Genomic DNA, 23308 nt, shown 5'->3' with positions numbered 1-23308 from the left:
GGGCCGAGGTTCCGGAGCTGAGGTTCGCGGGCGAGGCGGAAGGCGGCCGGTCCGGTACGAGCCGGGCCTTCCGCCGGGCGCTCGCGGCGCTACCGGGCGATCGGCGCGGTGTCGGCCTTCGTCAGGGTGATGAGGTCGGCCGGGGCCAGCTCGACCTCCAGGCCCCGGCGCCCCGCCGACACGAAGACGGTCGGGTGGCCGAGCGCGCTGGCGTCCACCACCGTGCGCAGCGGCCGGCGCTGGCCGAGCGGCGAGATGCCGCCGCGGACGTAGCCGCTGCTGCGTTCGGCGGCGGCCGGGTCGGCCATGGCGGCGCGCTTGCCGCCGACGGCCGCGGCGAGCGCCTTGAGGTCCAGTTGGCCGGCGACCGGGACCACGCCGACGGTGAGGGTGCCGTCCACGTCGGCGACCAGGGTCTTGTACACCCGCTCCGGGGCGACGCCGAGGGCCTCGGCGGCCTCGCCGCCGTAGGAGGCCGCCGCCGGGTCGTGGTCGTAGGCGTGCACGGTGAAGGGGACGGCGGCGGTCTCCAGGGCGACGGTGGCCGGGGTGCCCTGACCGCCCTTCCTGGTCTTCTTGGCCATGCGGGGTCCTCGGTCGGTGGCGGTCGGCTGCGGGCAGTCGCGGTCGGCTGCGGTCAGTTGGGGCTGAAGGACTGGCGGGTGAGGTCGACCGCGGGCAGCGAGGGCAGCCAGCTGAGCACGGAACTCTCACGGCGCAGCAGGTCGAGTTCGGTGCGCAGCCGCTGGGCGGTGTCGGGGCAGGCGAGCAGCTGCTGCTTGACCGGGGTCTCGAACACCGAGGCGGCGGCGACCAGGTAGGACAGCACCTGGGGGTCGTCCGGGAGCTGCGGGCGGCCGACGGTGCTGGCCTCCTTGGCCCCGGCCAGGCGCTTCTGGTACACCCGGAAGGCCCGCTCGACCTCGGCGGCCAGGGCGCCGGAGCCCTCGCCGGACAGCTCCTCGATCGGCTCGATCTCGCCGGTCAGGTACGGACCGGCGACGGTCACCGAGCGCAGCCGGAACCGGGTGGTGCCGGTGACCAGCAGCTCGTAGCGGCCGTCGGGCTGCTCCTGGACGGAGGAGACGTCGGCGACGCAGCCGATGTGGAACAGCGCCTCCAGCGGGTCGCCGGTGACGGTGCCCAGGCCGTCGAGCGGACCGGCCGGGCCCTCCTCGGGCCGGACCGGGGCGACCTCGCGGCCGTCCTTGATGGCGAGCACGCCGAACCGGCGCGGCGCGTCCTCGGGCTGTTCGAGCAGGTCGGCGACGAGACGGCGGTAGCGCTCCTCGAAGACGTTCAGGGGCAGCACGAGGCCCGGGTAGAGCACGGTGGTCAGCGGGAAGAGCGGCAGCCGTTCTGTCACGGCGGACAGCGTAGTTCCCCGGGCCCCGGCCTTGTCGCGCGGTTAACCGCTCAGCCCTGTCGGCGGACCGCCGCCGGCGGCCGGGGCGCGGTGCGGCCGCGTACTGAACCGCCCGCCGAACCGCCCGCTGAACCGCCCGGCCGGGTCGCAGCCGCGCGCTCACCCGTTCAGCCCCGTTGCAGCAGCCGGGTGGCGCCCGCCACCACGGTGGAGGCGAGCACCCAGCCGATCACCACCAGCCCGGCGGAGATCCACTGGGCGGCGCCGCCGGGGTTCCAGGCGCCCTGGTTGAGGTCGACGATCGGCAGCAGCTGGTCCAGGGTGTACAGCACCGGGTTCCAGTGCGGCTCCTCGTCCGATTTGAGCGGCTTCAGCGGGTGGGTGGCGAACCAGACGCTGCCGAGGGCCCAGGCGAGCAGCAGCCACAGCCCCGCCCGGCCGGGGCGGTAGCCGTAACCGACCGTGACGTCCTGGATCCGCCCCCAGACCCGGGAGGGCAGCGGTAGGGTCTGCCGGCGTCGGCGCTGCTTGGCGTACAGCACCTCGCGGGCGTCGTCGTCGGCGCCGTCGCGGCGCAGGGCGGCGGCGAGCTGCTCGTAGGACTCCGGCTGGAAGTCCACCGAGGAGCCCTCCAGCCAGGAGATCCGCTGCTGGACGGTGAACGGCGTGACGGGGCGCAGGTTCTCGTAGACGAAGCCGGTCAGCCCCAGGTGCTTGCCGAGCGGCCAGGCCTCGGGGATGTCGACCAGGTTGCCGACCCGGGCCCGGGAGAGCGAGACGCTGCCGGTGGGGCGCATCGGGCAGGCGAAGCGCAGCTCGGGCGTGTGGATGCGGCGCAGCGAGAGCTCGTCGTCACCCCCCAGGTGGAATTCGCCGGTGATCAGGCAGGCGGCCTCGAAGCGGGCGTCCGACAGCCGGACCTGGCCGTAGGCGCGGAAGGGCGTGCTGGCCGAGCCGGGCTGGGGGTTCTGGCCGTAGCCGGAGCCGTAGTAGCTGCGGGAGCCGGCCCAGCCGTCGTCGGAGGAGCTGGTCAGGTAGAGGGTGTGGCCGACGACGATCCGGACGGCGTTGAGGCAGACGCCGTTCTGCGGATCGGCCCGCAGCTGGGCGCCGCGCAGCGACAGCCGGCCGCCTATCCGGGCGGTGCGGATGCTCAACTCGCCGCGCACCTCGACGCGTTCGGCCTCGAAGTCCTGGTGGACGGTCATCCCGTCGGCGGAGACGGCGCGGCCGTAGCGGTCGCTGCCGATGACGGCCAGGTTGAGCAGCAGGTCGGTGCCGATCTTGGCGTCGGTGAGCCGCAGCCCCTCGGGGATCCGGCAGCGGGCCAGGTGGAGGTCGCCGGTGGTGGTGAGCCGGGAGGCCTCGATCCGGGGGACCAGGCAGTCGACCATCCGGATGGTGCTGGCCTCGGCCTCGGAGATCAGCACCTTGTGCTCGAAGCGGCAGCCGTGCAGTTCGACGTACTGCTGGATCCGGCCGCCGGCCAGGTTCAGCGCGCCGGTGACGGTCACCCCGCTCATCCGCAGCGAGGCGACCCGCCCCGGCGCCGCCTCCGGGCCGGCCAGCAGCAGGTGGGCGAGCGCCGCGGCGCTCACCGTCCGGTCGGGCCCCCACGGGACGTCCCCGAAGGGGTCGTCGTCGGCGGAGCGGCCACTGCGGCGGTCGAAGACGTTCCCCTGTCGGAAGGCCTCCCAGAGCTCCCGCTCCGTGTCCGTCCAGCCCTCCGGAGCGCGATCAGCCATGCTTTCCCCGTCCCCCCGGTCGTCTCGCCTTTCGTATCACGGACTGAAATGCGGGACCAGCGGTTCCGGCCACTCCTTACACTGGGTGGCGTGATCTCTCGAATCGACCTCCGCGGCTCGCTCGACGACCCGCGTGACCTGCTGCCCCGTGCCGAGTTCGACGTGGCGGCCGCACTGGAGAAGGTGCGGCCGATCGCCGAGGACGTACGCCATCGCGGGGTCGCGGCGCTGATCGAGATCACCGACCGCTTCGACGGCGTCCGGCTGGAATCGACCCGTGTCCCGGCCGAGCAGCTGACCGAGGCCCTGGAGACGCTGGACCCGAAGGTGCGCGCCGCCCTGGAGGAGTCCATCCGCCGGGCCCGGGCCGTCCACGCGGACCAGCGCCGCACCGGGCACACCACCCAGGTGGTGCCGGGCGGCACGGTCACCCAGCGCTGGGTGCCGGTCGAGCGGGTCGGGCTGTACGTGCCGGGCGGGCTGGCGGTCTACCCGTCCTCCGTGGTGATGAACGTGGTGCCGGCCCAGCAGGCGGGCGTCAAGGGCATCGCGGTCACCTCCCCGCCGCAGCGCGAGTTCGGCGGCCGCGTCCACCCGACCATCCTGGCGGCCTGCGCGCTGCTCGGCGTGGACGAGGTCTACTCCGTCGGCGGCGCCCAGGCGGTCGCCATGTTCGCCCTGGGCACCGAGGAATGCGCGCCGGTCACCATGGTCACCGGCCCGGGCAACATCTACGTGGCCGCCGCCAAGCGGCTGTTCGCCGGCCGGATCGGCATCGACTCCGAGGCCGGCCCGACCGAGATCGCCGTCCTCGCCGACGACAGCGCGCTGCCCTCCGACGTCGCCGCCGACCTGATCAGCCAGGCCGAGCACGGCCCCACCTCCGGCTCGGTGCTGGTCACCGACTCCCCGGCGCTGGCCGACGCCGTCGAGGCCGAGCTGGCCGTGCAGGTCGCCAGGACCAAGCACAGCGAGCGGGTCGCCGAGGCGCTCGGCGGCAGGCAGTCCGGCATCATCCTGGTCGACGACCTGACCCAGGGCCTCGCCGTGGTCAACGCGTACGCGGCCGAGCACCTGGAGATCCAGACCCGCGACCCGCACGCCGTCGCCGCCCGGGTCGTCAACGCCGGAGCCGTCTTCATCGGCCGCTGGACCCCGGTCTCGCTGGGCGACTACGCGGCCGGCTCCAACCACGTGCTGCCCACCGGCGGCTGCGCCTGCCACTCCTCCGGGCTTTCCGTCCAGACCTTCCTGCGCGGCGTCCAGGTCGTCGAGTACGACCGGGACGCGCTCGCCGACGTCGCCGCCCACGTGGTCAACCTGGCCGACGCCGAGGACCTCCCGGGCCACGGCGACGCCATCAAGGCCCGCTTCGATTGGACGGTTCCCGGCTCGTGACCGCTCTTGAGGACCTCCCCGTCCGGGACGAGCTGCGCGGCCAGTCCCCGTACGGCGCGCCGCAGCTGGACGTCCCCGTCCAGCTGAACACCAACGAGAACCCGTACCCGCTCCCCGAGGAGCTGGTGGCCCGGATCGCCGAGCGCGTCGCCGACGCCGCCCGGGGCCTGAACCGCTACCCCGACCGGGACGCCGTCGAACTGCGCGAGGGCCTCGCCGGCTACCTGACCCGCACCACCGGCTTCCCGGTCACCCGCGAGCAGGTGTGGGCCGCCAACGGCTCCAACGAGGTGCTCCAGCAACTGCTGCAGACCTTCGGCGGCCCCGGCCGCAGCGCGCTGGGCTTCGAACCCTCGTACTCCATGCATGCGCTGATCTCCCGGGGCACCGGCACCACCTGGATCTCCGGCCCGCGGCGCGACGACTTCACCATCGACGTGGACGCCGCCGTCGAGGCCATCGCCGAGCACCGGCCGAACGTGGTCTTCGTCTGCTCGCCGAACAACCCCACCGGCACCGCCGTCGACGCCGACACCGTGCTGCGCCTGTACGAGGCCGCGCAGGCCGCCCGGCCCAGCCTGGTGGTCGTCGACGAGGCGTACGTCGAGTTCTCGCACCGCGCCTCGCTGCTGCCGCTGATCGACGGCCGCCCCCACCTGGTGGTCAGCCGCACCATGTCCAAGGCCTTCGGCGCCGCCGGACTGCGCCTGGGCTACCTGGCCGCCGACCCGGCCGTGGTCGACGCCGTCCAGCTGGTGCGGCTGCCGTACCACCTGTCGGCCGTCACCCAGGCCACCGCGCTGGCCTGCCTGGAGCACACCGACACCCTGCTCGGGTACGTCGGACGGCTCAAGGCCGAACGCGACCGGCTGGTCGACGCGCTGCGGGCGATGGGCCTGGAGGTGACCGACTCGGATGCGAACTTCGTCCAGTTCGGCCGCTTCCCCGACACCCACGCCGCCTGGCAGGCCATCCTCGACCAGGGTGTCCTGGTGCGAGACAACGGCGTCCCCGGGTGGCTTCGCGTCACCGCCGGCACGCCCGCCGAGAACGACGCCTTCCTGGACGCCGTCCGATTCGTGATCAAGGAGCTGTAACCCCGAATGTCCCGCATCGGACGCGTCGAGCGCACCACCAAGGAGACCTCCGTCCTGGTCGAGATAGACCTCGACGGCACCGGTAAGACCGACATCTCCACGGGCGTCGGCTTCTACGACCACATGCTCGACCAGCTCGGCCGGCACGGTCTCTTCGACCTCACCGTCAAGACCGACGGCGACCTCCACATCGACACCCACCACACCATCGAGGACACCGCCCTCGCCCTCGGCGCCGCCTTCAAGCAGGCGCTCGGCGACAAGGTCGGCATCTACCGCTTCGGCAACTGCACGGTGCCGCTGGACGAGTCGCTCGCCCAGGTCACCGTCGACCTCTCCGGCCGGCCCTACCTGGTGCACACCGAGCCCGAGGGCATGGCGCCGATGATCGGCGCCTACGACACCACGATGACCCGGCACATCCTCGAGTCCTTCGTCGCCCAGGCGCAGATCGCGCTGCACGTCCACGTCCCGTACGGACGCAACGCGCACCACATCGTGGAGTGCCAGTTCAAGGCGCTGGCCCGGGCGCTGCGCTACGCCGCCGAGCGCGACCCGCGCGCGGCCGGAATCCTCCCCTCGACCAAGGGTGCGCTGTGAGCAAGACCGCGATGATCCTCCTGTTCGTCGGCCTCTTCCTGGCCGGCGGAGTGATCTCCTTCTGGAAGCAGAAGCTGCCGAAGGGCGTCATCCTGGTGCTGGCCTTCGGCTCCGTGACGTGCCTGGCCTCCGGCCTCATGCGCCTCTAGACCCGCCGTAGAGAGACTGGACACCTGAACATGGGCAAGAACGTCGTCGTCCTCGACTACGGCTCCGGCAACCTCCGCTCCGCGCAGCGCGCCCTGGAGCGGACCGGGGCGGACGTCACGGTCAGCTCCGACTACGACACCGCGATGGCCGCGGACGGCCTGCTCGTCCCCGGCGTGGGCGCCTTCGAGGCCTGCATGCGCGGGCTGAAGTCCGTCCGCGGGGACTGGATCATCGACCGCCGCCTCGCCGGGGGCCGGCCGGTCATGGGCATCTGCGTCGGCATGCAGATCCTCTTCGAGAAAGGGGTCGAGCACGGCGTGGAGACCGCCGGCTGCGACGAGTGGCCCGGCACCGTCGAGCCGCTGGACGCCCCGGTCGTCCCGCACATGGGCTGGAACACCGTGGACGCGCCCGAGGGCAGCCGGATGTTCGCCGGCCTGGACCGGCAGACCCGGTTCTACTTCGTGCACTCCTACGGGGTGCGGCACTGGGACCTGGAAACCCACAGCGCGCGGATCGACCCGCCGCTGGTCACCTGGGCCACCCACGGGCAGCCGTTCGTCGCCGCCGTGGAGAACGGCCCGCTGTGGGCCACCCAGTTCCACCCCGAGAAGTCCGGCGACGCCGGCGCCGCCCTGCTGACCAACTGGGTCAACACCCTCTGACTGTCTGAGAGTTGGATCTGATGAGCCTCGAACTGCTGCCCGCCGTCGACGTCCGGGACGGTCAGGCCGTCCGCCTGGTCAAGGGCGCCTCCGGCACCGAGACCTCCTTCGGCGAGCCGCTGGCCGCCGCCCTCGCCTGGCAGCACGCCGGCGCCGAGTGGCTGCACCTGGTCGACCTGGACGCCGCCTTCGGCACGGGCAGCAACTACGAGCTGCTGCGCGAGGTCACCGGCCGGCTGGACCTCAAGGTCGAGCTGTCCGGCGGCATCCGCGACGACGAGTCGCTCGCCCGCGCCCTCGCCACCGGCTGCACCCGGGTCAACCTCGGCACCGCCGCCCTGGAGGCCCCCGAGTGGGTCGCCAAGGCCATCGCCGAGCACGGCGACAAGATCGCCGTCGGCCTCGACGTCGTCGGCACCACCCTGCGCGGCCGCGGCTGGACCCGCGACGGCGGCCAGCTCTTCGAGGTGCTCGCCCGGCTCGACCAGGAGGGCTGCGCCCGCTACGTCGTCACCGACGTCAACCGGGACGGCACCCTGACCGGCCCCAACCTGCAACTGCTGCGCGACGTCTGCGCCGCCACCGACCGCCCGGTCGTCGCCTCCGGCGGCGTCTCCTCGCTGGACGACCTGCGCGCCATCGCCACGCTCGTCGGCGAGGGTGTCGAGGGCGCCATCGTGGGCAAGGCACTGTACGAGCAGAAGTTCACCCTCGAAGAGGCCCTGGAGGCGGTTTCAGGATGACGGACGGCCGGATCGTACGCGGCAGGGTCGGCGGATTCTCCCCCCGGGAGGACGAATTCGGCTGCTCCCGGGCGGTCGCCGCGGGCGACCACGTGCACGTGGCCGGCTCCACCCCCTGGGTGGACGGCCGGATCGAGCACGAGGGGGACCCGTACCAGCAGGCCCTCGCCGCGTTCGGCGCCGGGCTCACGGCCCTGGCCGCGTACGGTCTGACCGCGGACGACGTGGTCCGCACCCGGATGTACATCACCCACGCCCGCGACGCCGAGGAGGTGGGCCGCGCCCACCGCGAACTCTTCGACGCCGTACGCCCGGTGGCCACCATGGTGGTGGTCGAGGGGCTGATCGACTCCCGGATGATGGTCGAGGTCGAGATCGACGCGTACCGTGCCGGGCTGGCAAAGACCCTGGAAGGCCAACAGCCGTGACCCTCGCAGTACGTGTCATCCCCTGCCTCGACGTGGACGCCGGGCGGGTGGTCAAGGGCGTCAACTTCCAGAACCTGCGCGACGCCGGCGACCCGGTCGAGATGGCCAAGCTCTACGACGCCGAGGGCGCCGACGAACTGACCTTCCTCGACATCACCGCCTCCTCCGGCGATCGCGAGACCACCTACGACGTGGTCCGCCGTACCGCCGAGCAGGTGTTCATCCCGCTCACCGTCGGCGGCGGCATCCGCGCCGTCGAGGACGTGGACAAGCTGCTGCGGGCCGGCGCCGACAAGGTCGGCGTCAACACCGCGGCGATCGCCCGGCCGGAACTGGTCCGCGAGATCGCCCGGCGGTTCGGGCGCCAGGTACTGGTGCTCTCCGTCGACGCCCGGCGCTGCGCCGAGGGCACGCAGACGCCCTCCGGCTTCGAGGTCACCACCCACGGCGGACGCCGGGGCACCGGCCTGGACGCCGTCGAATGGGCCGGCCGCGCCGCCGAGCTGGGAGCGGGCGAGATCCTGCTCAACTCGATGGACGCGGACGGCACCAAGGACGGCTACGACCTGGAGATGATCCAGGCGGTGCGCAAGGCCGTCTCGGTGCCGGTGATCGCCTCCGGCGGCGCGGGCAGGCTCGCCGACTTCGCGCCGGCCGTGGAGGCGGGCGCGGACGCGGTGCTCGCGGCCAGCGTCTTCCACTTCGGGGACCTGCGGATCGGCGAGGTCAAGAACGCGCTCCGGGAGGCCGGACACCCGGTGCGGTGACGCCGCTCCCACGCTCGGAGGGCCCGTCGTCCGCCCCGGTCGCCCCGGTCGCGGACGGCGGGCCCCCGTGCGGGCTCAGGACTCCTGCGGCTCGCCCTTGATCAGCGCGAACGGTGCGCCGTTCGGGTCCACCAGCCAGGCGATCCGGCCGACGTTCGGGACGTCCTCGGCGGGCATCATCACCGAGCCGCCGGCCGCCGTCGCCTTCGCGACCAGCGCGTCCACGTCCGAGGCGGCGAAGTACGGCGTCCAGGCGGAGGGCTGCTCCGGGGACATGGTCGGCGCGATGCCGCCGAAGCCGGTCTGCCGCTGGTCGCCCTCGGCCGTGGAGATCACCCGGTAGCTCATGCCCGGCGACGGCTCGAAGTCCTCCGTCCGCCAGCCGAACAGCCGCCGGTAGAACGCGACGGCACCCTCTTGGTCGGAGGTGTGCAGCTCGGCCCAGACCAGCGCGTTGTCCTCCGAGACGACGTCCAGACCGACGGTGTTCCCGGCCTGCCAGAGCGCGAACCGCGCGCCCTGCGGGTCGGCGAGCTGGGCCATCCGGCCCTCGTCCATCACATCCGCCGCCGGGACCAGCACCCGGCCACCCGCGCCCTCGGCGGCGCTGACCGTGGCGTCCACGTCGGCGGTGCGGAAGTACGTCGTCCACGACGACCGGTCACCCGCGTCGAGCGGGCCGATCGCCCCGACGTTCCTGCCGTTCAGCTGCAGGAAGCCGTAACCCATCGCATCCGGGATCTCCTGGAAGGTCCAGCCGAACACCTTGCCGTAGAACCCGGCGGTGGCCCCGATGTCCGGGCTGCCCAGGTCGATCCAGCAGGGCGAGCCGATGGGGAAGTCGGTGGTGAGCATGAGGTGGTGCCCCTTCGACGGAAACTGACCGCGGCAGCCCCACCGGGCGCACACACGCCCCTCCCCGGCCACCTGCGAGTCTGCACCCGCCCACCGACATCCGCAGCCGGAGAGCGCCCGCCCCCGGCCGTCGGGGTTGCGAGGCCGGTGGGGGCCGGGCTGGACGGTCCGTTGAACGGTCAACCATGCTCCCCAGAAGAGCGGATCATGGGAACCGCTGTCGTTCTGTGTCCTACCGCGCGGGCAGCGGCAGGACGTGTTGGAGGGCTTCGACGGCGTCCGGGGCGCCGTCGACGGTGAGGGTGGTGCGGGCGCCGCGGCCGTAGGTGAAGAGGACGAGTTCGCCGGGGTCGCCGGTGAGGTGGACGGTGGGGGCGCCGGCCGGGCCGACGGTGAGGGACTGGCCGTCGGGGCGGCCGAGGGTGAGGCGGACCGGGGAGCGGCGGCCCGCTTCGAGGCGGGCGATCATCGGGAGGCGGCGCCACAGGGCCTCGGCGCGGCCGGGCGGGACGGGCTTGGCGGTCCAGTCATCACCGGCCCGGAGGATGTCCTCGGCGTGGACGAAGTACTCGACGGTGTTGGCCGCTTCGTCCGCGCCGGGCAGGGCGAACAGGGAGTAGAGCGGCGGTCCGGCGCGGAAGAGCCGGACCAGTTCCTCGTACGGGCGGGAGGCGTACTGGTCCTGTACCCGCTTCGTCCGGCCGGCCAGGGCGCCGACCCGGATGCCGGCCGCCGCGTCGGGCCGGCGCTCGCGGATCACCAAGTGGGCGGCGAGGTCCCGGGTGGTCCATCCGGCGCAGAGGGTGGGCGCGTCCGGCCCTGCGGCGGTGAGGAGTTCCGCAAGGCGGTGGCGTTCGGCGAGGGCGTGGTTCGACATGGTCGCAAGCCTAGGGGTGGAACCGGCCGGTGAGCTCTGGGTCACCCTCTTGGTTGCCTGCCGCAGTCGATGTCCGAGTCTGGTGACGCTGTTGAAGCGGCGTCCCCTCCGCTGGGCCGAGGGGACGCCGCATCAAGTCTTTTGCGCACCCGCACCGGGTTTCTTCGCTATGGGTGGAGCTTTTCCGTGAGCTTGGGGCCGCCCTGTTTGTTGCCGGCGGTGAGGGTGCACGTGTAGTCGCGCCAGCCCTGTTGGTAGTTGGCCGTGGCGGGGCCGAACTGGCGGGGGTAGTAGGGCTTTCCGTCGGTTTGGTGGGCCTTGGCGGTGGTTTCGGCGTCCTTGCAGCCGTCGCGCATGGCGAGGGCGATGGGGATCTCGCCGGTCAGGCCGTCGGGCAGTTTGAGGTTGGCGATGACTTCGCCGTCGTGGTTGCCGGTGCAGGGGCGTTCTTCGGCGTGGGTGATCACCGGGCTGAGCTGGGGGTGGTCGAAGCAGGTGCCCACCGGGAAGAAGGCGTACGGGGGCTGGGGCTTGGTGGGGGTGGGGGTCGGTGTGGGGGTGGGGGTCGGGGTCGCCGAGGGTGGGGGTGGGGCGGCGGCCGGTTTCTTGTCCTCGGGCCAGAGCAGCACGGTGGCGACCACCGCGAGCAGCACGGCCAGGACGGCGATGGCGGTGATCACCAGGCCCCGGGACGGAGTGGAGGCGGCGGCTGCGGGCGGCGGCTGCTCGGAGGTCATGGCCACGAGGATGGCCCACCCGGCCGCCGCCCGGCAGGCGGTTGGCCGAACTCGCCCCGAACGGGCCGTCTGCGAACCACTCGTCCGTGGGGCCGCCGGGGCCGGACTGACACAATGGCCCCATGTCCACCACACCCGCCGCCCCCGGCACCACCGCCCTCGACCCGGCGATCGCCGCCCGCCTCAAGCGCACCGAGGACGGCCTGCTCCCGGCCATCGCGCAGCAGTACGACACCGGCGAGGTGCTGATGCTGGGCTGGATGGACGACGAGGCGCTGCACCGCACCCTCACCACCGGCCGCTGCACCTACTGGAGCCGCAGCCGCCGCGAGTACTGGGTGAAGGGCGACACCTCCGGCCACGTGCAGGCGGTCAAGTCGGTCGCGCTCGACTGCGACGGCGACACCCTGCTGGTCAAGGTCGACCAGACCGGCGCGGCCTGCCACACCGGCGACCGCACCTGCTTCGACGCCGACGTGCTCCCGCTCGCCTGACCGCTACCCCCTGCCCCCCGACCGTCCACAACTCCAGAAGGTGCCGCCCCGCATGGACCTCGAAGCCTTCCGCAAGCTCGCCGTCGACACCCGGGTGATCCCGGTCACCCGCAGGCTCCTCGCGGACGGCCTCACCCCGATCGGCCTCTACCGCAGCCTCGCCGGGGAGCGGCCCGGCACCTTCCTGCTGGAGTCCGCCGAGCAGGGCCGCAGCTGGTCGCGCTACTCCTTCGTCGGCGTGCGCAGCGCCGCCGCGCTGACCGCCGACGCGGACGGCAACGCCCGCTGGCTCGGCACCCCGCCGGTCGGCATCCCCACCACCGGCGACCCGCTGGAGGTGCTGCGCGCCGCCCTGGAGGCGCTGCACACCCCGCGGCACGCCGACGACGGCCTGCCACCGCTCACCGGCGGCCTGGTCGGCTACCTCGGCTACGACATCGTCCGCCGCCTGGAGAAGCTGCCCGACCTCAACCCGGACGACCTCCGGCTGCCCGAGCTGACCATGCTGCTGGCCACCGACCTCGCGGTGCTCGACCACGCCGACGGCACGGTGCTGCTGATCGCCAACGCCGTCAACCACAACGACCTGGCCAGCGGGGTGGACGAGGCCTACGCGGACGCCGTGGCCCGGCTGGACGCGATGGAGGCCGACCTGCTCAAGCCGGTCGACCCGGGCCTGGCCACCTTCACCCCGGCCGGCCCGGGCGAGGTGCGCTCTCCGTTCGGCGGCGAGCCGTACCGGGCCGCCGTGGAGGAGATCAAGGAGCGGATCCGGGCCGGCGAGGCCTTCCAGGTCGTGCCCTCGCAGCGCTTCGAGGCGCCCTGCCCGGCCTCCGCACTGGACGTCTACCGGGTGCTGCGCACCACCAACCCCAGCCCGTACATGTACCTGTTCCGCTTCCCCGGCCCGGACGGCGGCGCCGAGGGCGGCTTCGACGTGGTCGGCTCCAGCCCGGAGGCGCTGGTCAAGGTCACCGACGGCGAGGCGATGCTGCACCCGATCGCCGGCACCCGGCACCGCGGCGCCACCCCGCAGGAGGACGCGGCGCTGGCCGCCGAACTGCTCGCCGACCCGAAGGAGCGGGCGGAGCACCTGATGCTGGTCGACCTCGGCCGCAACGACCTCGGGCGGGTGTGCGAGCCGGGCAGCGTCGAGGTGGTCGACTTCATGCACATCGAGCGCTACAGCCACGTGATGCACATCGTCTCCACCGTCACCGGCAAGGTCGCCCCGGGGCGGACCGCCTTCGACGTGCTGACGGCCTGCTTCCCGGCCGGCACCCTCTCCGGCGCGCCCAAGCCCCGGGCGATGCGGATCATCGAGGAGCTGGAGCCCACCCGGCGCGGCCTGTACGGCGGCTGCGTCGGCTACCTGGACTTCGCGGGGGACTCGGACACCGCCATCGCGATCCGCACCGCGGTGCTGCGCGACGGCACCGCGTACGTGCAGGCTGGCGCGGGCGTCGTCGCCGACTCGGACCCGCACGGCGAGGACACCGAGTGCCGCAACAAGGCGGCCGCCGTGCTGCGGGCCGTCGCCACCGCCAATACGCTGCGGAGGCCGGGACTGTCCTGACCGGGACCGCCCTGACCGGGGCTGCTCTGACCGGGACCGCCCTGAGGCGTGAGGAGGCGACCGGGATGCCCGAGGTTCCCTACGACGAGCTGCGCTGGGAGGTCGTGTTCGGCGCCGCCGTGCAGCTGGGGGAACAGCAGGCCGGCGCCGGCCGGGTGCTGTCCGGCGTGGCGGTGGACTTCCCGGCCGCGCCCGGCCCGGTCGCCCCGGACCTCGCGGTGCTGCGCGCCGGGGCGGACCGCGGCCCCCGCGGCCGGTTCGGCGCGGACGCGGTCGAGGCGGTGCTGGAGGTGGCGCACCAGGGCCGGGACCACGCCTGGGCGCGGGCCTGCGCGCAGAGCGGCGTGCCGCTGTACGTGGTGGTCGACCCCGCGGAGGCGGTGTGCACCGTGCACACCGCCCCGGACCCGGGCGGGGTGTACCGGGAGGCCGAGCGGGTGCCGTTCGGCAACGACCTGTTCCTGCCGCTCGACGGCCGGACTGCGGTGCTGCGGACGGACGGGTTCCCCACCCCGGGTACGGGCCCGGGCGCCGGCCGGGGGATAGTGGACGGGTGACCGCTGCAGACCAGACCCCCGCCCCCGCCGCCTCCGGCCGCCGCACGCTCGGCGTGATGCTGCTGCTGACTGTGCTGAGCGCCGTGCTGGTGCTGACCGCGGCCGGACGGATCTGGGCCGAGGGCCGGGCCGGCACCCTGGACGTGTCCGTCACCGGCGGCAAGATCTCCGAACTGCCCGGGGGGCTGGCCCTGGTGGGCCTGGCCGCAGCCGTCGCGGTGTTCGCGGTGCGCGGCGCCGGCCGGCTGGTGGTCGGCGCGCTGACCCTGCTGGCCGGGCTGGGCGCGGCCGCCGCCTCGGTGGCCGGGGCCTCGGACACCGCCGCGCTGGACTCCGCCGCCTCCGGCAAGCTGGCGCTGGCCGGCTCGGCGGCCACGGAGGTCTCGCACACCGCCTGGCCCTGGGTGGCCCTGGCCGGCGGGCTGCTGCTGGCCCTGGCCGGGCTGATCACCCTGCGCTGCGGCCGTCGCTGGCCGGCCATGGGCAGCCGCTACGAGGCGCCCACCCGCAAGGCCCCGGCGAAGGCCGACACCCCCGGCGACCTGTGGAAGGCCCTGGACCGCGGCGAGGACCCCACCGCCGGCTAGGTCGGAACGCCCATCGTCCACAGGCGAGGACCCCGCCCCCGCCCGGCGGCCGCCCCGGCCGCGCGCATGTGACGCGATAGACGCGCCACCCGCTTTGGGCCGCCCGTGTGTGGCCCGGCACAATGGTTCCCGTCAACCCGCCGGCGGCCCCGCAGGCCCGGCCGGGCCCCGAGAGCCTAGGAGCACCATCGATGTCAGCAGCTGCACACGGCCACACTCCCGCCGCTTGGACCGGCGTCGTCATCTCCTTCGTCGGCTTCGGCGTCGCGGGCGTCGCGATGATCCTGCCGTCGCCGCTGCTGGTCTGGGCCGGTCTGGCGATCGTCCTGGTGGGCGGCATCGTCGGCAAGGCCATGTCGATGGCGGGCATGGGCAAGCAGGCGAGCACCCACGTGTACGCGTCGGCCGAGGAGCAGGTCGAGGCCCGCAAGGCGGCCCTCGAGGGTCGCGAGGCCGTCACCGCCTGACGACGGTCGCGAGGCCGTCCTCACCTGACGACGGGGTCCCGCCTCTCGCGGATCCGCTCAGCGGAGGGTCCTTTTCGCACAACCGAACGGCGGGCGCGCCACGCCCGCCGTTTCGTTCTGTCAGGGCCCGGCGCGGGCACAATCGGGGCGTGAACGCCGCCCCCACCGCCTCCGCCCCGCCGCCCGTGCTGCGCCGCCTGGGCCCGCCGCTGGCCGCGCTGGCGGCGGCGGCCCTGCCCGCCGCGTACGTCGCCGCGGTGGACCCGAACGCCCCCGGGCACTACCCGGACTGCCCCTTCCTGACGGCCACCGGCTGGTGGTGCCCCGGCTGCGGGGGCCTGCGCTGCGTCCACGCGCTGGCCCACGGGGACCTCACCGCCGCCCTGCACGACAACGCCCTCGCGGTGCTGCTGTTCGGCGTGCTGGCGGTGCTGTGGTTGCGCTGGGGTTGGGCCGCGCTGACCGGCGGACCGTCGCCGCGGGTCTCGGTCGGGGCCCGGCGCGGGGCGCTGGTCCTCCTGCTGGTCCTGGTGTTCGCGGTGGTGCGCAACCTCCCAATCGGCGCGGGGCTGGCACCGCAGCCGTTCTGAGCAGGGCCGCTCCGGCGGTGGGTGCCGGGCGCGGGGGCGGTGGTCAGCCGCCGGACGGGCGGTCCCGGTCCGCGAGACGCGGTCCGGGCGGATGCGCCGTGGTCCATCGGGTGCCGATACCATCGAAGAGCGGACGGGCCCCAGCCCGTCCGGCTCGGATGAGCGAACTGGCAGAAACGATGGGGGCTCCTGAGTGAGTGTGCTCGACTCGATCATCGAAGGGGTCCGCGAGGACCTCGCCGAGCGGCAGACCCGGGTCTCCCTGGACGAGCTGAAGGAACGCGCGGCCAAGGCCCCGGAGGCCAAGGACGGCGTCGCCGCCCTCAAGGGCGACGGGGTGCGGGTGATCTGCGAGGTCAAGCGCTCCAGCCCGTCCAAGGGCGCGCTGGCCGCGATCGCCGATCCGGCCGCCCTGGCGCGCGACTACGCGGCCGGCGGCGCCGCCGCGATCAGCGTGCTGACCGAACAGCGCCGCTTCGGTGGTTCGCTGGCCGACCTGGACGCCGTGCGCGCCGCGGTGGACACCCCGGTGCTGCGCAAGGACTTCATCGTCACCGCGTACCAGCTGTGGGAGGCCCGCGCCCACGGCGCCGACCTCGCGCTGCTGATCGTCGCCGCCCTCGAGCAGTCGGCCCTGGTGTCGCTGATCGAGCGCGCCGAGTCGATCGGCCTCACGCCACTGGTGGAGGCGCACGACGAGGAGGAGATCAAGCGCGCGGTGGACGCCGGCGCGCGGATCATCGGCGTCAACGCCCGCAACCTCAAGACCCTCGAAGTGGACCGCAGGACCTTCGAGAACGTCGTGCACGCCATCCCGGACGGCGTCGTCCGGGTCGCCGAGTCCGGTGTGCGCGGCCCGCTCGACGTGATCAACTACGCCAACCTGGGCGCCGACGCCGTCCTGGTCGGAGAGTCCCTGGTGACCGGCAAGGACCCGCGCGCCGCGGTGGCCGACCTGGTCGCGGCCGGGACCCACCCCGCCGTCCGGCACAAGGACTGATCGCGGCCCGATGAAGATCGCCACCCGACTCGCCCCCGGCTGCCGCCCGCGCGGCTGCCGCGCGCCCGCACGCCGGGTGCTGGGGCGTCGGGTGCGGTACGTGATCGGCTGCGAGCCGGGGCAGGTGCCGGGGCGGCGATGGCGCGTGACGCTCGGCTGAATCCAGCCGATCGGACGTCACCGTCATCCACATCTCCCCGAGGGAAATCCACCATGTCCGAGAAGGACTACCTGCCCGGCGCCCAGGTGCCGGACGCGCGCGGCTACTTCGGCGCGTACGGCGGCCGCTTCATCCCCGAGGCGCTGGTCGCCGCGGTCGAGCAGGTCGCCGAGGAGTACGAGAAGGCCAAGACCGACCCGGCCTTCACCGCCGAACTCGACGCGCTGCTGAAGGACTACACCGGCCGCCCCAGCCCGCTGACCGACGTGCACCGCTTCTCCGCCGAGGCGGGCGGCGCGCGCGTCCTGCTCAAGCGCGAGGACCTGAACCACACCGGCTCGCACAAGATCAACAACGTGCTGGGCCAGGCGCTGCTCACCAGGCGGATGGGCAAGACCCGGATCATCGCCGAGACCGGCGCCGGCCAGCACGGCGTGGCCACCGCCACCGCCTGCGCACTGTTCGGCTTCGACTGCACCATCTACATGGGCGAGGTCGACACCGAGCGCCAGGCGCTCAACGTCGCCCGGATGCGGATGCTCGGCGCCGAGGTGGTGGCCGTCAAGTCCGGCAGCCGCACCCTCAAGGACGCCATCAACGAGGCCTTCCGCGACTGGGTCGCCAACGTCGACTCCACCCACTACCTGTTCGGCACCGTCGCCGGGCCGCACCCCTTCCCGATGATGGTCCGCGACTTCCACCGGGTCATCGGTGTCGAGGCCCGGCAGCAGGTGCTGGACCGCACCGGGCGGCTGCCCGACGCCGTCGCCGCCTGCGTCGGCGGCGGCTCCAACGCGATGGGCATCTTCCACGAGTTCATCCCGGACGCCGGCGTGCGGCTGATCGGCTGCGAGGCGGCCGGCGAGGGCGCCGAGACCCCCAGGCACGCGGCCACCCTCACCAAGGGCGACCCCGGGGTGCTGCACGGCTCCCGCACCTACGTCCTGCAGGACGAGGACGGCCAGACCATCGAGTCGCACTCCATCTCGGCCGGCCTCGACTACCCGGGCGTCGGCCCGGAGCACGCCTGGCTGAAGGACACCGGCCGGGCCGAGTACCGCCCCGTCACCGACGACGCCGCGATGCAGGCGCTGCGGCTGCTGTCCCGCACCGAGGGCATCATCCCGGCCATCGAGAGCGCCCACGCGCTCGCCGGGGCCCTGGAGCTGGGCCGCGAGCTCGGACCGGAGGCCACCATCCTGGTCTCCCTCTCCGGACGCGGCGACAAGGACATGCACACCGCCGCCCAGTACTTCGGGCTGTACGACGAGCCGGCCGGCGACACGGCCGATGGGGGTAAGTGACCATGGCTTCGAACCTCAGTACCGATGAGCCCGGCGCCGCCAAGGCCGGTCTCGACAAGCCCGGCGCCGGCAAGCTCAGGGGCGCCCTGGCGGCCGCCAAGGCCGAGGGCCGCGCCGCGCTGATCGGCTACCTGCCGGCCGGCTTCCCGAGCGTCGACGGCGGCATCCGGGCCGTCAACGCGCTGATCGAGGGCGGCTGCGACGTCGTCGAGATCGGCCTGCCGCACTCGGACCCGGTCCTGGACGGCGCGGTCATCCAGACCGCCGACGACATCGCGCTGCGCGGCGGTGTGCGGATCAAGGACGTGCTGCGCACCGTCCAGGAGGTCGCCGCGGCGCACCCCGGGACGGCCGTGCTGGTCATGACGTACTGGAACCCGGTCGACCGCTACGGCGTGGCACGGTTCGCCGCCGACCTGGCCGCGGCGGGCGGGGCGGGCTGCATCCTGCCGGACCTGCCGGTGGAGGAGTCCGGGGAGTGGCGCAAGGCGGCGGACGCGCACGGGCTGGACACCGTGTTCGTGGTCGCCCCCAGCAGCAAGGACGCCCGGCTCGCCGAGGTCACCGCGGCGGGCAGCGGCTTCGTCTACGCGGCCGCCGTGATGGGCGTGACCGGCACCCGCTCGGCGGTCGGCTCGCTGGCCGAGGACCTGGTCGCCCGCACCCGGGCCACCACCGACCTGCCGGTCTGCGTCGGCCTCGGGGTGTCCAACGCCGAGCAGGCGGCCGAGGTCGCCCGGTTCGCGGACGGCGTGATCGTGGGGTCGGCCTTCGTGAAGCGGATCCTCGACGCGGGCGACGACGAGGCGGCGGCACTGGACGCGGTGCGGGCGCTGGCGGGCGAGCTGGCCGAGGGCGTGCGCAGGCGCTGACCCGCGGTCGCCGACGCGCGGACTCCGACGCCAGGCGCCGACGCGCGGATGAGGTGACGGCCCGCCACCCCTCGGGGGTGGCGGGCCGCCACCTTTTTTCGTGGGCGGATGAGCGGCCGTCAGCCTGGGAACAGCCCCGAACGAGTGAACAGCGGCGGCGACACGCACCAGCCGGGGTTGACCGGCGTTGAGTGGAGGGACGACTGCACGAACGACGTGCACGGGGGTCTGCCGAGCGAGCGAAGGGGTGAGTCGGTGGCTGGTCTTCATCGGGCCGTGCTGCTGCGGGCGGCGGCCGCCGCGCTGGCTCTGGGCGCCGCGGTCGGCGCGCACACCGAGGTCGGGCAGGCGCTGGCCAAACGCGGCGCCGAGCGGGCGGAGCGGGAGGCGGTCGCCTGCGCGGAGGCGGCGCGGTGGGACGCGGCCGAGCGGGCCGCCCGGACGCCGCGCGAGGGACGCCCCGAGCTGTTCGACCCGGGGCGGATGCCGGGGTGCCACTGACGCACGGGTGTTCTCCGAATTCGGACAGAACACCATGTCGCGTCACCCATGAGGCTTAATTCGCGAATCCGGAGGAACCACCCCTCGTCCCCTACGGTTCGTCAGAAAGTGAACGAGTTTCCCGAGGGGGGTTCCCTGATGGCCGGCCCGGCAGCGCAGCCCGGCGACCCGGCGCCGGAGCCGACGGCGCGGCGGCCGGTGCCCGCCTGGAGCGAGTGGTTCGGCCTCGCCGTCCGGCTCGGCCTCGCCGTGGTCTGGGGCTGGGCCGGACTGGCCAAGATCGCCGACCCGGCGGAGGCGGCCCAGGCCGTCCGCGCCTACGAGATCCTGCCCGAGGGCCTGGTCAAGCCGATCGGCTACGGCTTGCCCTTCCTGGAGCTGGCGCTCGCCCTGCTGCTGGTGATCGGACTCGGCGTCCGGCTGGTCGCCGGGGTCTCCGCGCTGCTCCTGCTCACCTTCATCGCCGGGATCGCCTCGGCCTGGGCGCGCGGCATCTCGATCGACTGCGGCTGCTTCGGCGGCGGCGGGCACGTCGACGCCTCTCAGACCGAGTACCTGCAGGAGATCCTGCGCGACACCGGGTTCCTGCTGCTGGCCGGGTGGCTGCTCCGGCGGCCCCGGACCCGGCTCTCGGCCGACGGCTGGCTGGCCAGCTGACCCGTCCGGCCCCGCCCCCCACTCCCGCACCCGACGAAGGCTCCCCGACCGTGAATGTCAAGGCAATGAGCGAGAAGAACCGAGAAGGCAAGCGCACCGCCCGCGAGCGGATGCTGGCGCAGCGGGCGGCCGAGGAGGCCACCTCCAAGCGCAGGAAGAAGCTGATCGTGGGCGGGGCCGTGCTCGCGGTGATCGCCGCCGCCGTGGTCGTCGGCGTCGTGGTGCAGGACCAGCGCTCCAAGCCGGAGACCCCGACCGCCGCCCCGGCCGGGACCATCGGCGACAAGAACCTGGTCATCCCGGTCGGCGCGAGCAACGCGCCCTCCGTCCTCACGGTGTACGAGGACCCGCGCTGCCCCGCCTGCGGGATCTTCGAGCGCGAGTTCTCCTCCACCGTCGACCAGCTGGAGGACGCCGGGAAGGTCTACGCCAACGTCCACGTCGTCTCGTTCATCGACCGGGCGGTGCCCGGCAAGGGCTCCAAGACCGGCGCCAACGCGCTCGCCTGCGCCCAGGACGCCGGACACTTCCGCGACTTCCACGACGTGCTGTACCGCAACCAGCCGGACGAGACCAGCGACGCCTTCGGCGACAAGGCCGTCCTGCTCAACCTCGCGAAGCAGGTCGACGGACTGGACACCCCGGCCTTCCAGGCCTGCGTCAACGACAACAAGTACGGCGGCTGGGTGTCCGCGGTGCAGCAGGACTTCGACAAGTCCAGCTTCAAGTCCACGCCGACGGTGCTGCTCAACGGCCAGCCGGTCTACCCGAAGAACGGCGACGAGGAGATCACCCCGGCCAACCTGGTGAAGTGGGTGGACGCCGCGAACCAGGGCAAGCAGCTGGGCACGGCCGGCTCCCACGGCCAGAGCCCGGCACCGACCAGCACCGCCTCGGAAGCCAACAACCCGTCGCCCGCGGCCGGCTGAACACCCCGCGCCGCCCCCGCCCCCGCCCGGAGGGGGCGGGGGCGTGACGTGACCGCGGGCGCCGTTGTTCGGCTTCTGTGACCCCAGGGGTGTCCGACCGGGGCGTCGGACCCTGTAGCGTCGGAACCGCCATGGATATCGCCTACATTCCCAGCCCGTCGCGGGGCGTCCTCTACCTCGGACCGATCCCGCTGCGCGCCTACGCCTTCTGCATCATCCTCGGTGTCGTCGCCGCCGTCTGGCTCGGCAGCAAGCGCTGGGTCGCCCGGGGCGGTGCCAAGCACACCGTCGGCGACATCGCCGTCTGGGCCGTGCCGTTCGGCCTGGTCGGTGGCCGGCTGTACCACGTGCTCACCGACCACCAGCTGTACTTCGCCGAGGGCAAGGACCCCTGGAACGCCTTCAAGATCTGGGAGGGCGGCCTCGGGATCTGGGGCGCGGTCGCGCTGGGCGCGGTCGGCGCCTGGATCGGCTGCCGCCGCCGGGGCGTGCCGCTGCCCGCGTACGCGGACGCCATCGCGCCCGGCATCGCGCTGGCGCAGGCGCTGGGCCGCTGGGGCAACTACTTCAACCAGGAGCTGTACGGGCGGGCGACCACCCTGCCGTGGGGCCTGGAGATCCACAAGACGCTGCCCGACGGCACGGTCGTCGACGGCGTCTTCCACCCGACCTTCCTGTACGAGTCGATCTGGGACGTGGCCGTCGCCCTGCTGGTGATCTGGGCGGACCGCCGGTTCAAGCTGGGCCACGGCCGGGCCTTCGCGCTGTACGTGGCCGCGTACACGGTGGGCCGGTTCTGGACCGAGTGGCTGCGCATCGACGAGGCGCACGTCTACTTCGGCCTGCGGCTGAACGACTGGACCTCGATCGTGGTGTTCATCGGGGCCGTGGCGTACTTCGTGATCGTCGGCAGGACGCGGCCCGGCCGCGAGGACCCGGCGAGCATCGACCCGGCGGCGTACGAGCTGGCGAACGAGCTGGCGGACGACCCGGCGGGCGGGGCCGAGGACAAGGCCGACGGCCCGGCTGATGGCCCGGCTGACGGCCCGGCTGACGGCGAGGGCGGGACGAAGGCCGGCGAGGCCGAGCGCACGGCGGTCGGGGAGAAGCCGTCCCAGCCGGCGAAGTCGTCTCAGCCCGTGGACGAGAGGAAGCCCGCCGAACCGGCCGCCGCGGTCGCCGACCCGGGCGGCAAGGGCGGCGAGGACGCCGAGAACCCGGTCTGACCTGCGGCTTCCCCCGACTGAGGCCACCCTCGCCAAGGGTGGCCTCAGTGCTGTTCGGACAGCCTTACTTTGCTGGAAATGCCCAGGTCAAGCGGGCTACGGTCGAGGCGACGAACGAAGACGAGGGGAAGAACCGTGAGTACGACCACCCTGGAAGCCGAACCGGCCCACCACCCGCGGATACCCGCGGCGGACCACCACCGGGACGTCAACGGCGGCTGGCTGCGGCCCGCGGTGTTCGGCGCCGTGGACGGCCTGGTCTCCAACTTCGCGCTGATGACCGGTGTGGTCGGCGGCGCGGCGTCCAACGGCACGGTGATCCTCACCGGACTGGCCGGCCTGGCGGCCGGTGCCTGCTCGATGGCGGCGGGGGAGTACACCTCGGTGGCCTCGCAGCGGGAGCTGGTGCAGGCCGAGATCGAGGCCGAGCGGCTGGAGCTGAGCCGCAACCCGCACGGGGAGCTGGCGGAGCTGGCGCAGCTGTACGTCTCGCGCGGAGTGGACCCGGAGCTGGCCCACGAGGTGGCCCGGCAGCTGTCCCGCGACCCCGAACTGGCGCTGGAGATCCATGCCCGCGAGGAGCTCGGCGTCGACCCCAACGATCTGCCCTCGCCGCTGGTCGCGGCGGGCTCGTCGTTCCTGTGCTTCGCGCTCGGCGCGCTGCTGCCGCTGCTGCCGTACCTGCTGGGAGCGACCTCGCTGCTGCCCGCGCTGCTGCTCGCCGCGGTCGGCCTGTTCGCCTGCGGCGCGGTGGTGGCCCGCGTCACCGCGCGCAGCTGGTGGTTCAGCGGACTGCGACAGCTGGTGCTCGGCGGCGCCGCGGCCGGGGTCACCTACCTGCTCGGCTCGCTGATCGGCGGGCATGTGGGATGACCCGAAAGCCTGCATGATTATGCCGGGCAACGCGTGACGTTTCACACATGGGCGTCCTCGCGGTGCCCGGCATAGTCTCATCATCCG

The 23308-nt window shown here is 73.5% G+C and carries 29 protein-coding genes; 23 read left to right on the top strand and 6 right to left on the bottom strand.

Annotation, left to right across the window (positions count from 1 at the left end; all coding sequences use genetic code 11):
* Window positions 1–89: 89 nt before the first annotated feature.
* From ybaK to ACZ4WV_RS18900, 3 genes are all read right to left on the bottom strand, one after another.
* On the bottom strand, window positions 90–584 hold the full coding sequence (ybaK, locus tag ACZ4WV_RS18910) for a Cys-tRNA(Pro) deacylase (RefSeq protein WP_465748033.1): 495 nt from the start codon (window positions 582–584) through the stop codon (window positions 90–92).
* Between the two features lie 53 nt (window positions 585–637).
* A complete protein-coding gene (locus ACZ4WV_RS18905; protein ID WP_465748147.1) occupies window positions 638–1375 on the bottom strand; it encodes an LON peptidase substrate-binding domain-containing protein in 738 nt (245 codons plus the stop codon).
* A gap of 158 nt (window positions 1376–1533) precedes the next feature.
* Window positions 1534–3111 carry an oxidoreductase gene (locus tag ACZ4WV_RS18900; RefSeq protein ID WP_465748031.1) on the bottom strand — a complete coding sequence of 526 codons (1578 nt, stop codon included), beginning with the start codon at window positions 3109–3111 and terminating at the stop codon, window positions 1534–1536.
* 90 nt (window positions 3112–3201) lie between these two features.
* Between ACZ4WV_RS18900 and hisD the strand changes: the two genes are divergently transcribed.
* Genes hisD through hisF form a run of 8 tightly spaced genes read left to right on the top strand, consistent with a single transcriptional unit; the run spans window position 3202 to window position 8959 of the window.
* A complete protein-coding gene (gene hisD / locus ACZ4WV_RS18895) occupies window positions 3202–4509 on the top strand; it encodes a histidinol dehydrogenase (RefSeq protein ID WP_465748029.1) in 1308 nt (435 codons plus the stop codon).
* Window positions 4506–5606, top strand: coding sequence for a histidinol-phosphate transaminase (locus tag ACZ4WV_RS18890; RefSeq protein WP_465748027.1), 1101 nt, complete (start codon window positions 4506–4508; stop codon window positions 5604–5606). Before hisD ends, ACZ4WV_RS18890 begins: the two co-directional genes overlap by 4 nt.
* A gap of 6 nt (window positions 5607–5612) precedes the next feature.
* The gene (gene hisB / locus ACZ4WV_RS18885; protein ID WP_189915019.1) at window positions 5613–6206 is read left to right on the top strand and encodes an imidazoleglycerol-phosphate dehydratase HisB; all 594 of its coding nucleotides are present in this window, start codon (window positions 5613–5615) and stop codon (window positions 6204–6206) included.
* A complete protein-coding gene (locus ACZ4WV_RS18880; RefSeq protein WP_465748024.1) occupies window positions 6203–6355 on the top strand; it encodes a hypothetical protein in 153 nt (50 codons plus the stop codon). The genes hisB and ACZ4WV_RS18880 overlap by 4 nt, the downstream gene beginning before the upstream one ends.
* Before the next feature lie 30 nt (window positions 6356–6385).
* Window positions 6386–7021, top strand: coding sequence for an imidazole glycerol phosphate synthase subunit HisH (gene hisH / locus ACZ4WV_RS18875; protein ID WP_465748022.1), 636 nt, complete (start codon window positions 6386–6388; stop codon window positions 7019–7021).
* 20 nt (window positions 7022–7041) lie between these two features.
* Window positions 7042–7764: a bifunctional 1-(5-phosphoribosyl)-5-((5-phosphoribosylamino)methylideneamino)imidazole-4-carboxamide isomerase/phosphoribosylanthranilate isomerase PriA gene (priA, locus tag ACZ4WV_RS18870; RefSeq protein WP_465748020.1), complete on the top strand. Its 723-nt coding sequence runs from the start codon at window positions 7042–7044 to the stop codon at window positions 7762–7764.
* The gene (locus tag ACZ4WV_RS18865; RefSeq protein WP_465748018.1) at window positions 7761–8192 is read left to right on the top strand and encodes a Rid family hydrolase; all 432 of its coding nucleotides are present in this window, start codon (window positions 7761–7763) and stop codon (window positions 8190–8192) included. Before priA ends, ACZ4WV_RS18865 begins: the two co-directional genes overlap by 4 nt.
* The gene (hisF, locus tag ACZ4WV_RS18860; RefSeq protein ID WP_465748015.1) at window positions 8189–8959 is read left to right on the top strand and encodes an imidazole glycerol phosphate synthase subunit HisF; all 771 of its coding nucleotides are present in this window, start codon (window positions 8189–8191) and stop codon (window positions 8957–8959) included. Before ACZ4WV_RS18865 ends, hisF begins: the two co-directional genes overlap by 4 nt.
* A gap of 75 nt (window positions 8960–9034) precedes the next feature.
* Here the strand turns inward: hisF and ACZ4WV_RS18855 are convergent, their stop codons facing one another.
* The 3 genes from ACZ4WV_RS18855 to ACZ4WV_RS18845 form a co-directional block, all read right to left on the bottom strand.
* Window positions 9035–9814 (bottom strand): VOC family protein, encoded by a 780-nt coding sequence (locus ACZ4WV_RS18855; protein WP_465748013.1) that lies wholly within the window; start codon window positions 9812–9814, stop codon window positions 9035–9037.
* A 232-nt stretch (window positions 9815–10046) separates the two neighbouring features.
* Window positions 10047–10691 (bottom strand): TIGR03085 family metal-binding protein, encoded by a 645-nt coding sequence (locus tag ACZ4WV_RS18850; RefSeq protein WP_465748011.1) that lies wholly within the window; start codon window positions 10689–10691, stop codon window positions 10047–10049.
* Between the two features lie 167 nt (window positions 10692–10858).
* The gene (locus ACZ4WV_RS18845; protein ID WP_465748008.1) at window positions 10859–11428 is read right to left on the bottom strand and encodes a hypothetical protein; all 570 of its coding nucleotides are present in this window, start codon (window positions 11426–11428) and stop codon (window positions 10859–10861) included.
* 122 nt (window positions 11429–11550) lie between these two features.
* Here ACZ4WV_RS18845 and hisI point away from each other — a divergent pair, with 122 nt between their 5' ends.
* From hisI to ACZ4WV_RS18770, 15 genes are all read left to right on the top strand, one after another.
* Entirely contained in the window at window positions 11551–11922 is a 372-nt protein-coding gene (gene hisI / locus ACZ4WV_RS18840) for a phosphoribosyl-AMP cyclohydrolase (RefSeq protein WP_350741272.1), read from the top strand.
* A gap of 52 nt (window positions 11923–11974) precedes the next feature.
* Window positions 11975–13498: an anthranilate synthase component I gene (locus ACZ4WV_RS18835; RefSeq protein WP_465748006.1), complete on the top strand. Its 1524-nt coding sequence runs from the start codon at window positions 11975–11977 to the stop codon at window positions 13496–13498.
* A gap of 65 nt (window positions 13499–13563) precedes the next feature.
* Complete coding sequence (locus ACZ4WV_RS18830; RefSeq protein WP_465748004.1) at window positions 13564–14055, top strand: Uma2 family endonuclease; 492 nt, start codon at window positions 13564–13566, stop codon at window positions 14053–14055.
* Window positions 14052–14642 carry a TIGR02234 family membrane protein gene (locus ACZ4WV_RS18825; protein WP_465748002.1) on the top strand — a complete coding sequence of 197 codons (591 nt, stop codon included), beginning with the start codon at window positions 14052–14054 and terminating at the stop codon, window positions 14640–14642. The genes ACZ4WV_RS18830 and ACZ4WV_RS18825 overlap by 4 nt, the downstream gene beginning before the upstream one ends.
* 191 nt (window positions 14643–14833) lie before the next feature.
* Complete coding sequence (locus tag ACZ4WV_RS18820; RefSeq protein WP_465748000.1) at window positions 14834–15109, top strand: HGxxPAAW family protein; 276 nt, start codon at window positions 14834–14836, stop codon at window positions 15107–15109.
* Between the two features lie 149 nt (window positions 15110–15258).
* Entirely contained in the window at window positions 15259–15699 is a 441-nt protein-coding gene (locus ACZ4WV_RS18815) for a DUF2752 domain-containing protein (protein ID WP_465747998.1), read from the top strand.
* 193 nt (window positions 15700–15892) lie between these two features.
* Window positions 15893–16699 (top strand): indole-3-glycerol phosphate synthase TrpC, encoded by an 807-nt coding sequence (trpC, locus tag ACZ4WV_RS18810; RefSeq protein ID WP_465747996.1) that lies wholly within the window; start codon window positions 15893–15895, stop codon window positions 16697–16699.
* Between the two features lie 10 nt (window positions 16700–16709).
* Window positions 16710–16859 (top strand): tryptophan biosynthesis modulator TrpM, encoded by a 150-nt coding sequence (gene trpM / locus ACZ4WV_RS18805; protein WP_355673186.1) that lies wholly within the window; start codon window positions 16710–16712, stop codon window positions 16857–16859.
* Between the two features lie 53 nt (window positions 16860–16912).
* The gene (gene trpB / locus ACZ4WV_RS18800; RefSeq protein WP_465747994.1) at window positions 16913–18163 is read left to right on the top strand and encodes a tryptophan synthase subunit beta; all 1251 of its coding nucleotides are present in this window, start codon (window positions 16913–16915) and stop codon (window positions 18161–18163) included.
* 2 nt (window positions 18164–18165) lie between these two features.
* Window positions 18166–19035, top strand: coding sequence for a tryptophan synthase subunit alpha (trpA, locus tag ACZ4WV_RS18795; protein ID WP_465747992.1), 870 nt, complete (start codon window positions 18166–18168; stop codon window positions 19033–19035).
* Between the two features lie 255 nt (window positions 19036–19290).
* Window positions 19291–19536, top strand: coding sequence for a hypothetical protein (locus ACZ4WV_RS18790; RefSeq protein WP_465747990.1), 246 nt, complete (start codon window positions 19291–19293; stop codon window positions 19534–19536).
* Between the two features lie 138 nt (window positions 19537–19674).
* Complete coding sequence (locus ACZ4WV_RS18785) at window positions 19675–20193, top strand: MauE/DoxX family redox-associated membrane protein (RefSeq protein ID WP_465747988.1); 519 nt, start codon at window positions 19675–19677, stop codon at window positions 20191–20193.
* A gap of 65 nt (window positions 20194–20258) precedes the next feature.
* Entirely contained in the window at window positions 20259–21122 is an 864-nt protein-coding gene (locus tag ACZ4WV_RS18780) for a DsbA family protein (RefSeq protein ID WP_465747986.1), read from the top strand.
* Between the two features lie 131 nt (window positions 21123–21253).
* A complete protein-coding gene (gene lgt, locus ACZ4WV_RS18775; protein ID WP_465747984.1) occupies window positions 21254–22348 on the top strand; it encodes a prolipoprotein diacylglyceryl transferase in 1095 nt (364 codons plus the stop codon).
* A 150-nt stretch (window positions 22349–22498) separates the two neighbouring features.
* Window positions 22499–23221 carry a VIT1/CCC1 transporter family protein gene (locus ACZ4WV_RS18770; protein ID WP_465748145.1) on the top strand — a complete coding sequence of 241 codons (723 nt, stop codon included), beginning with the start codon at window positions 22499–22501 and terminating at the stop codon, window positions 23219–23221.
* The last annotated feature ends 87 nt before the right edge of the window (window positions 23222–23308 follow it).

The organism is Kitasatospora sp. NPDC029312 (assembly GCF_055569215.1).
The sequence above is the reverse complement of the archived record's forward strand: the minus strand, read 5'-3'. Positions and strand labels throughout refer to the sequence as shown.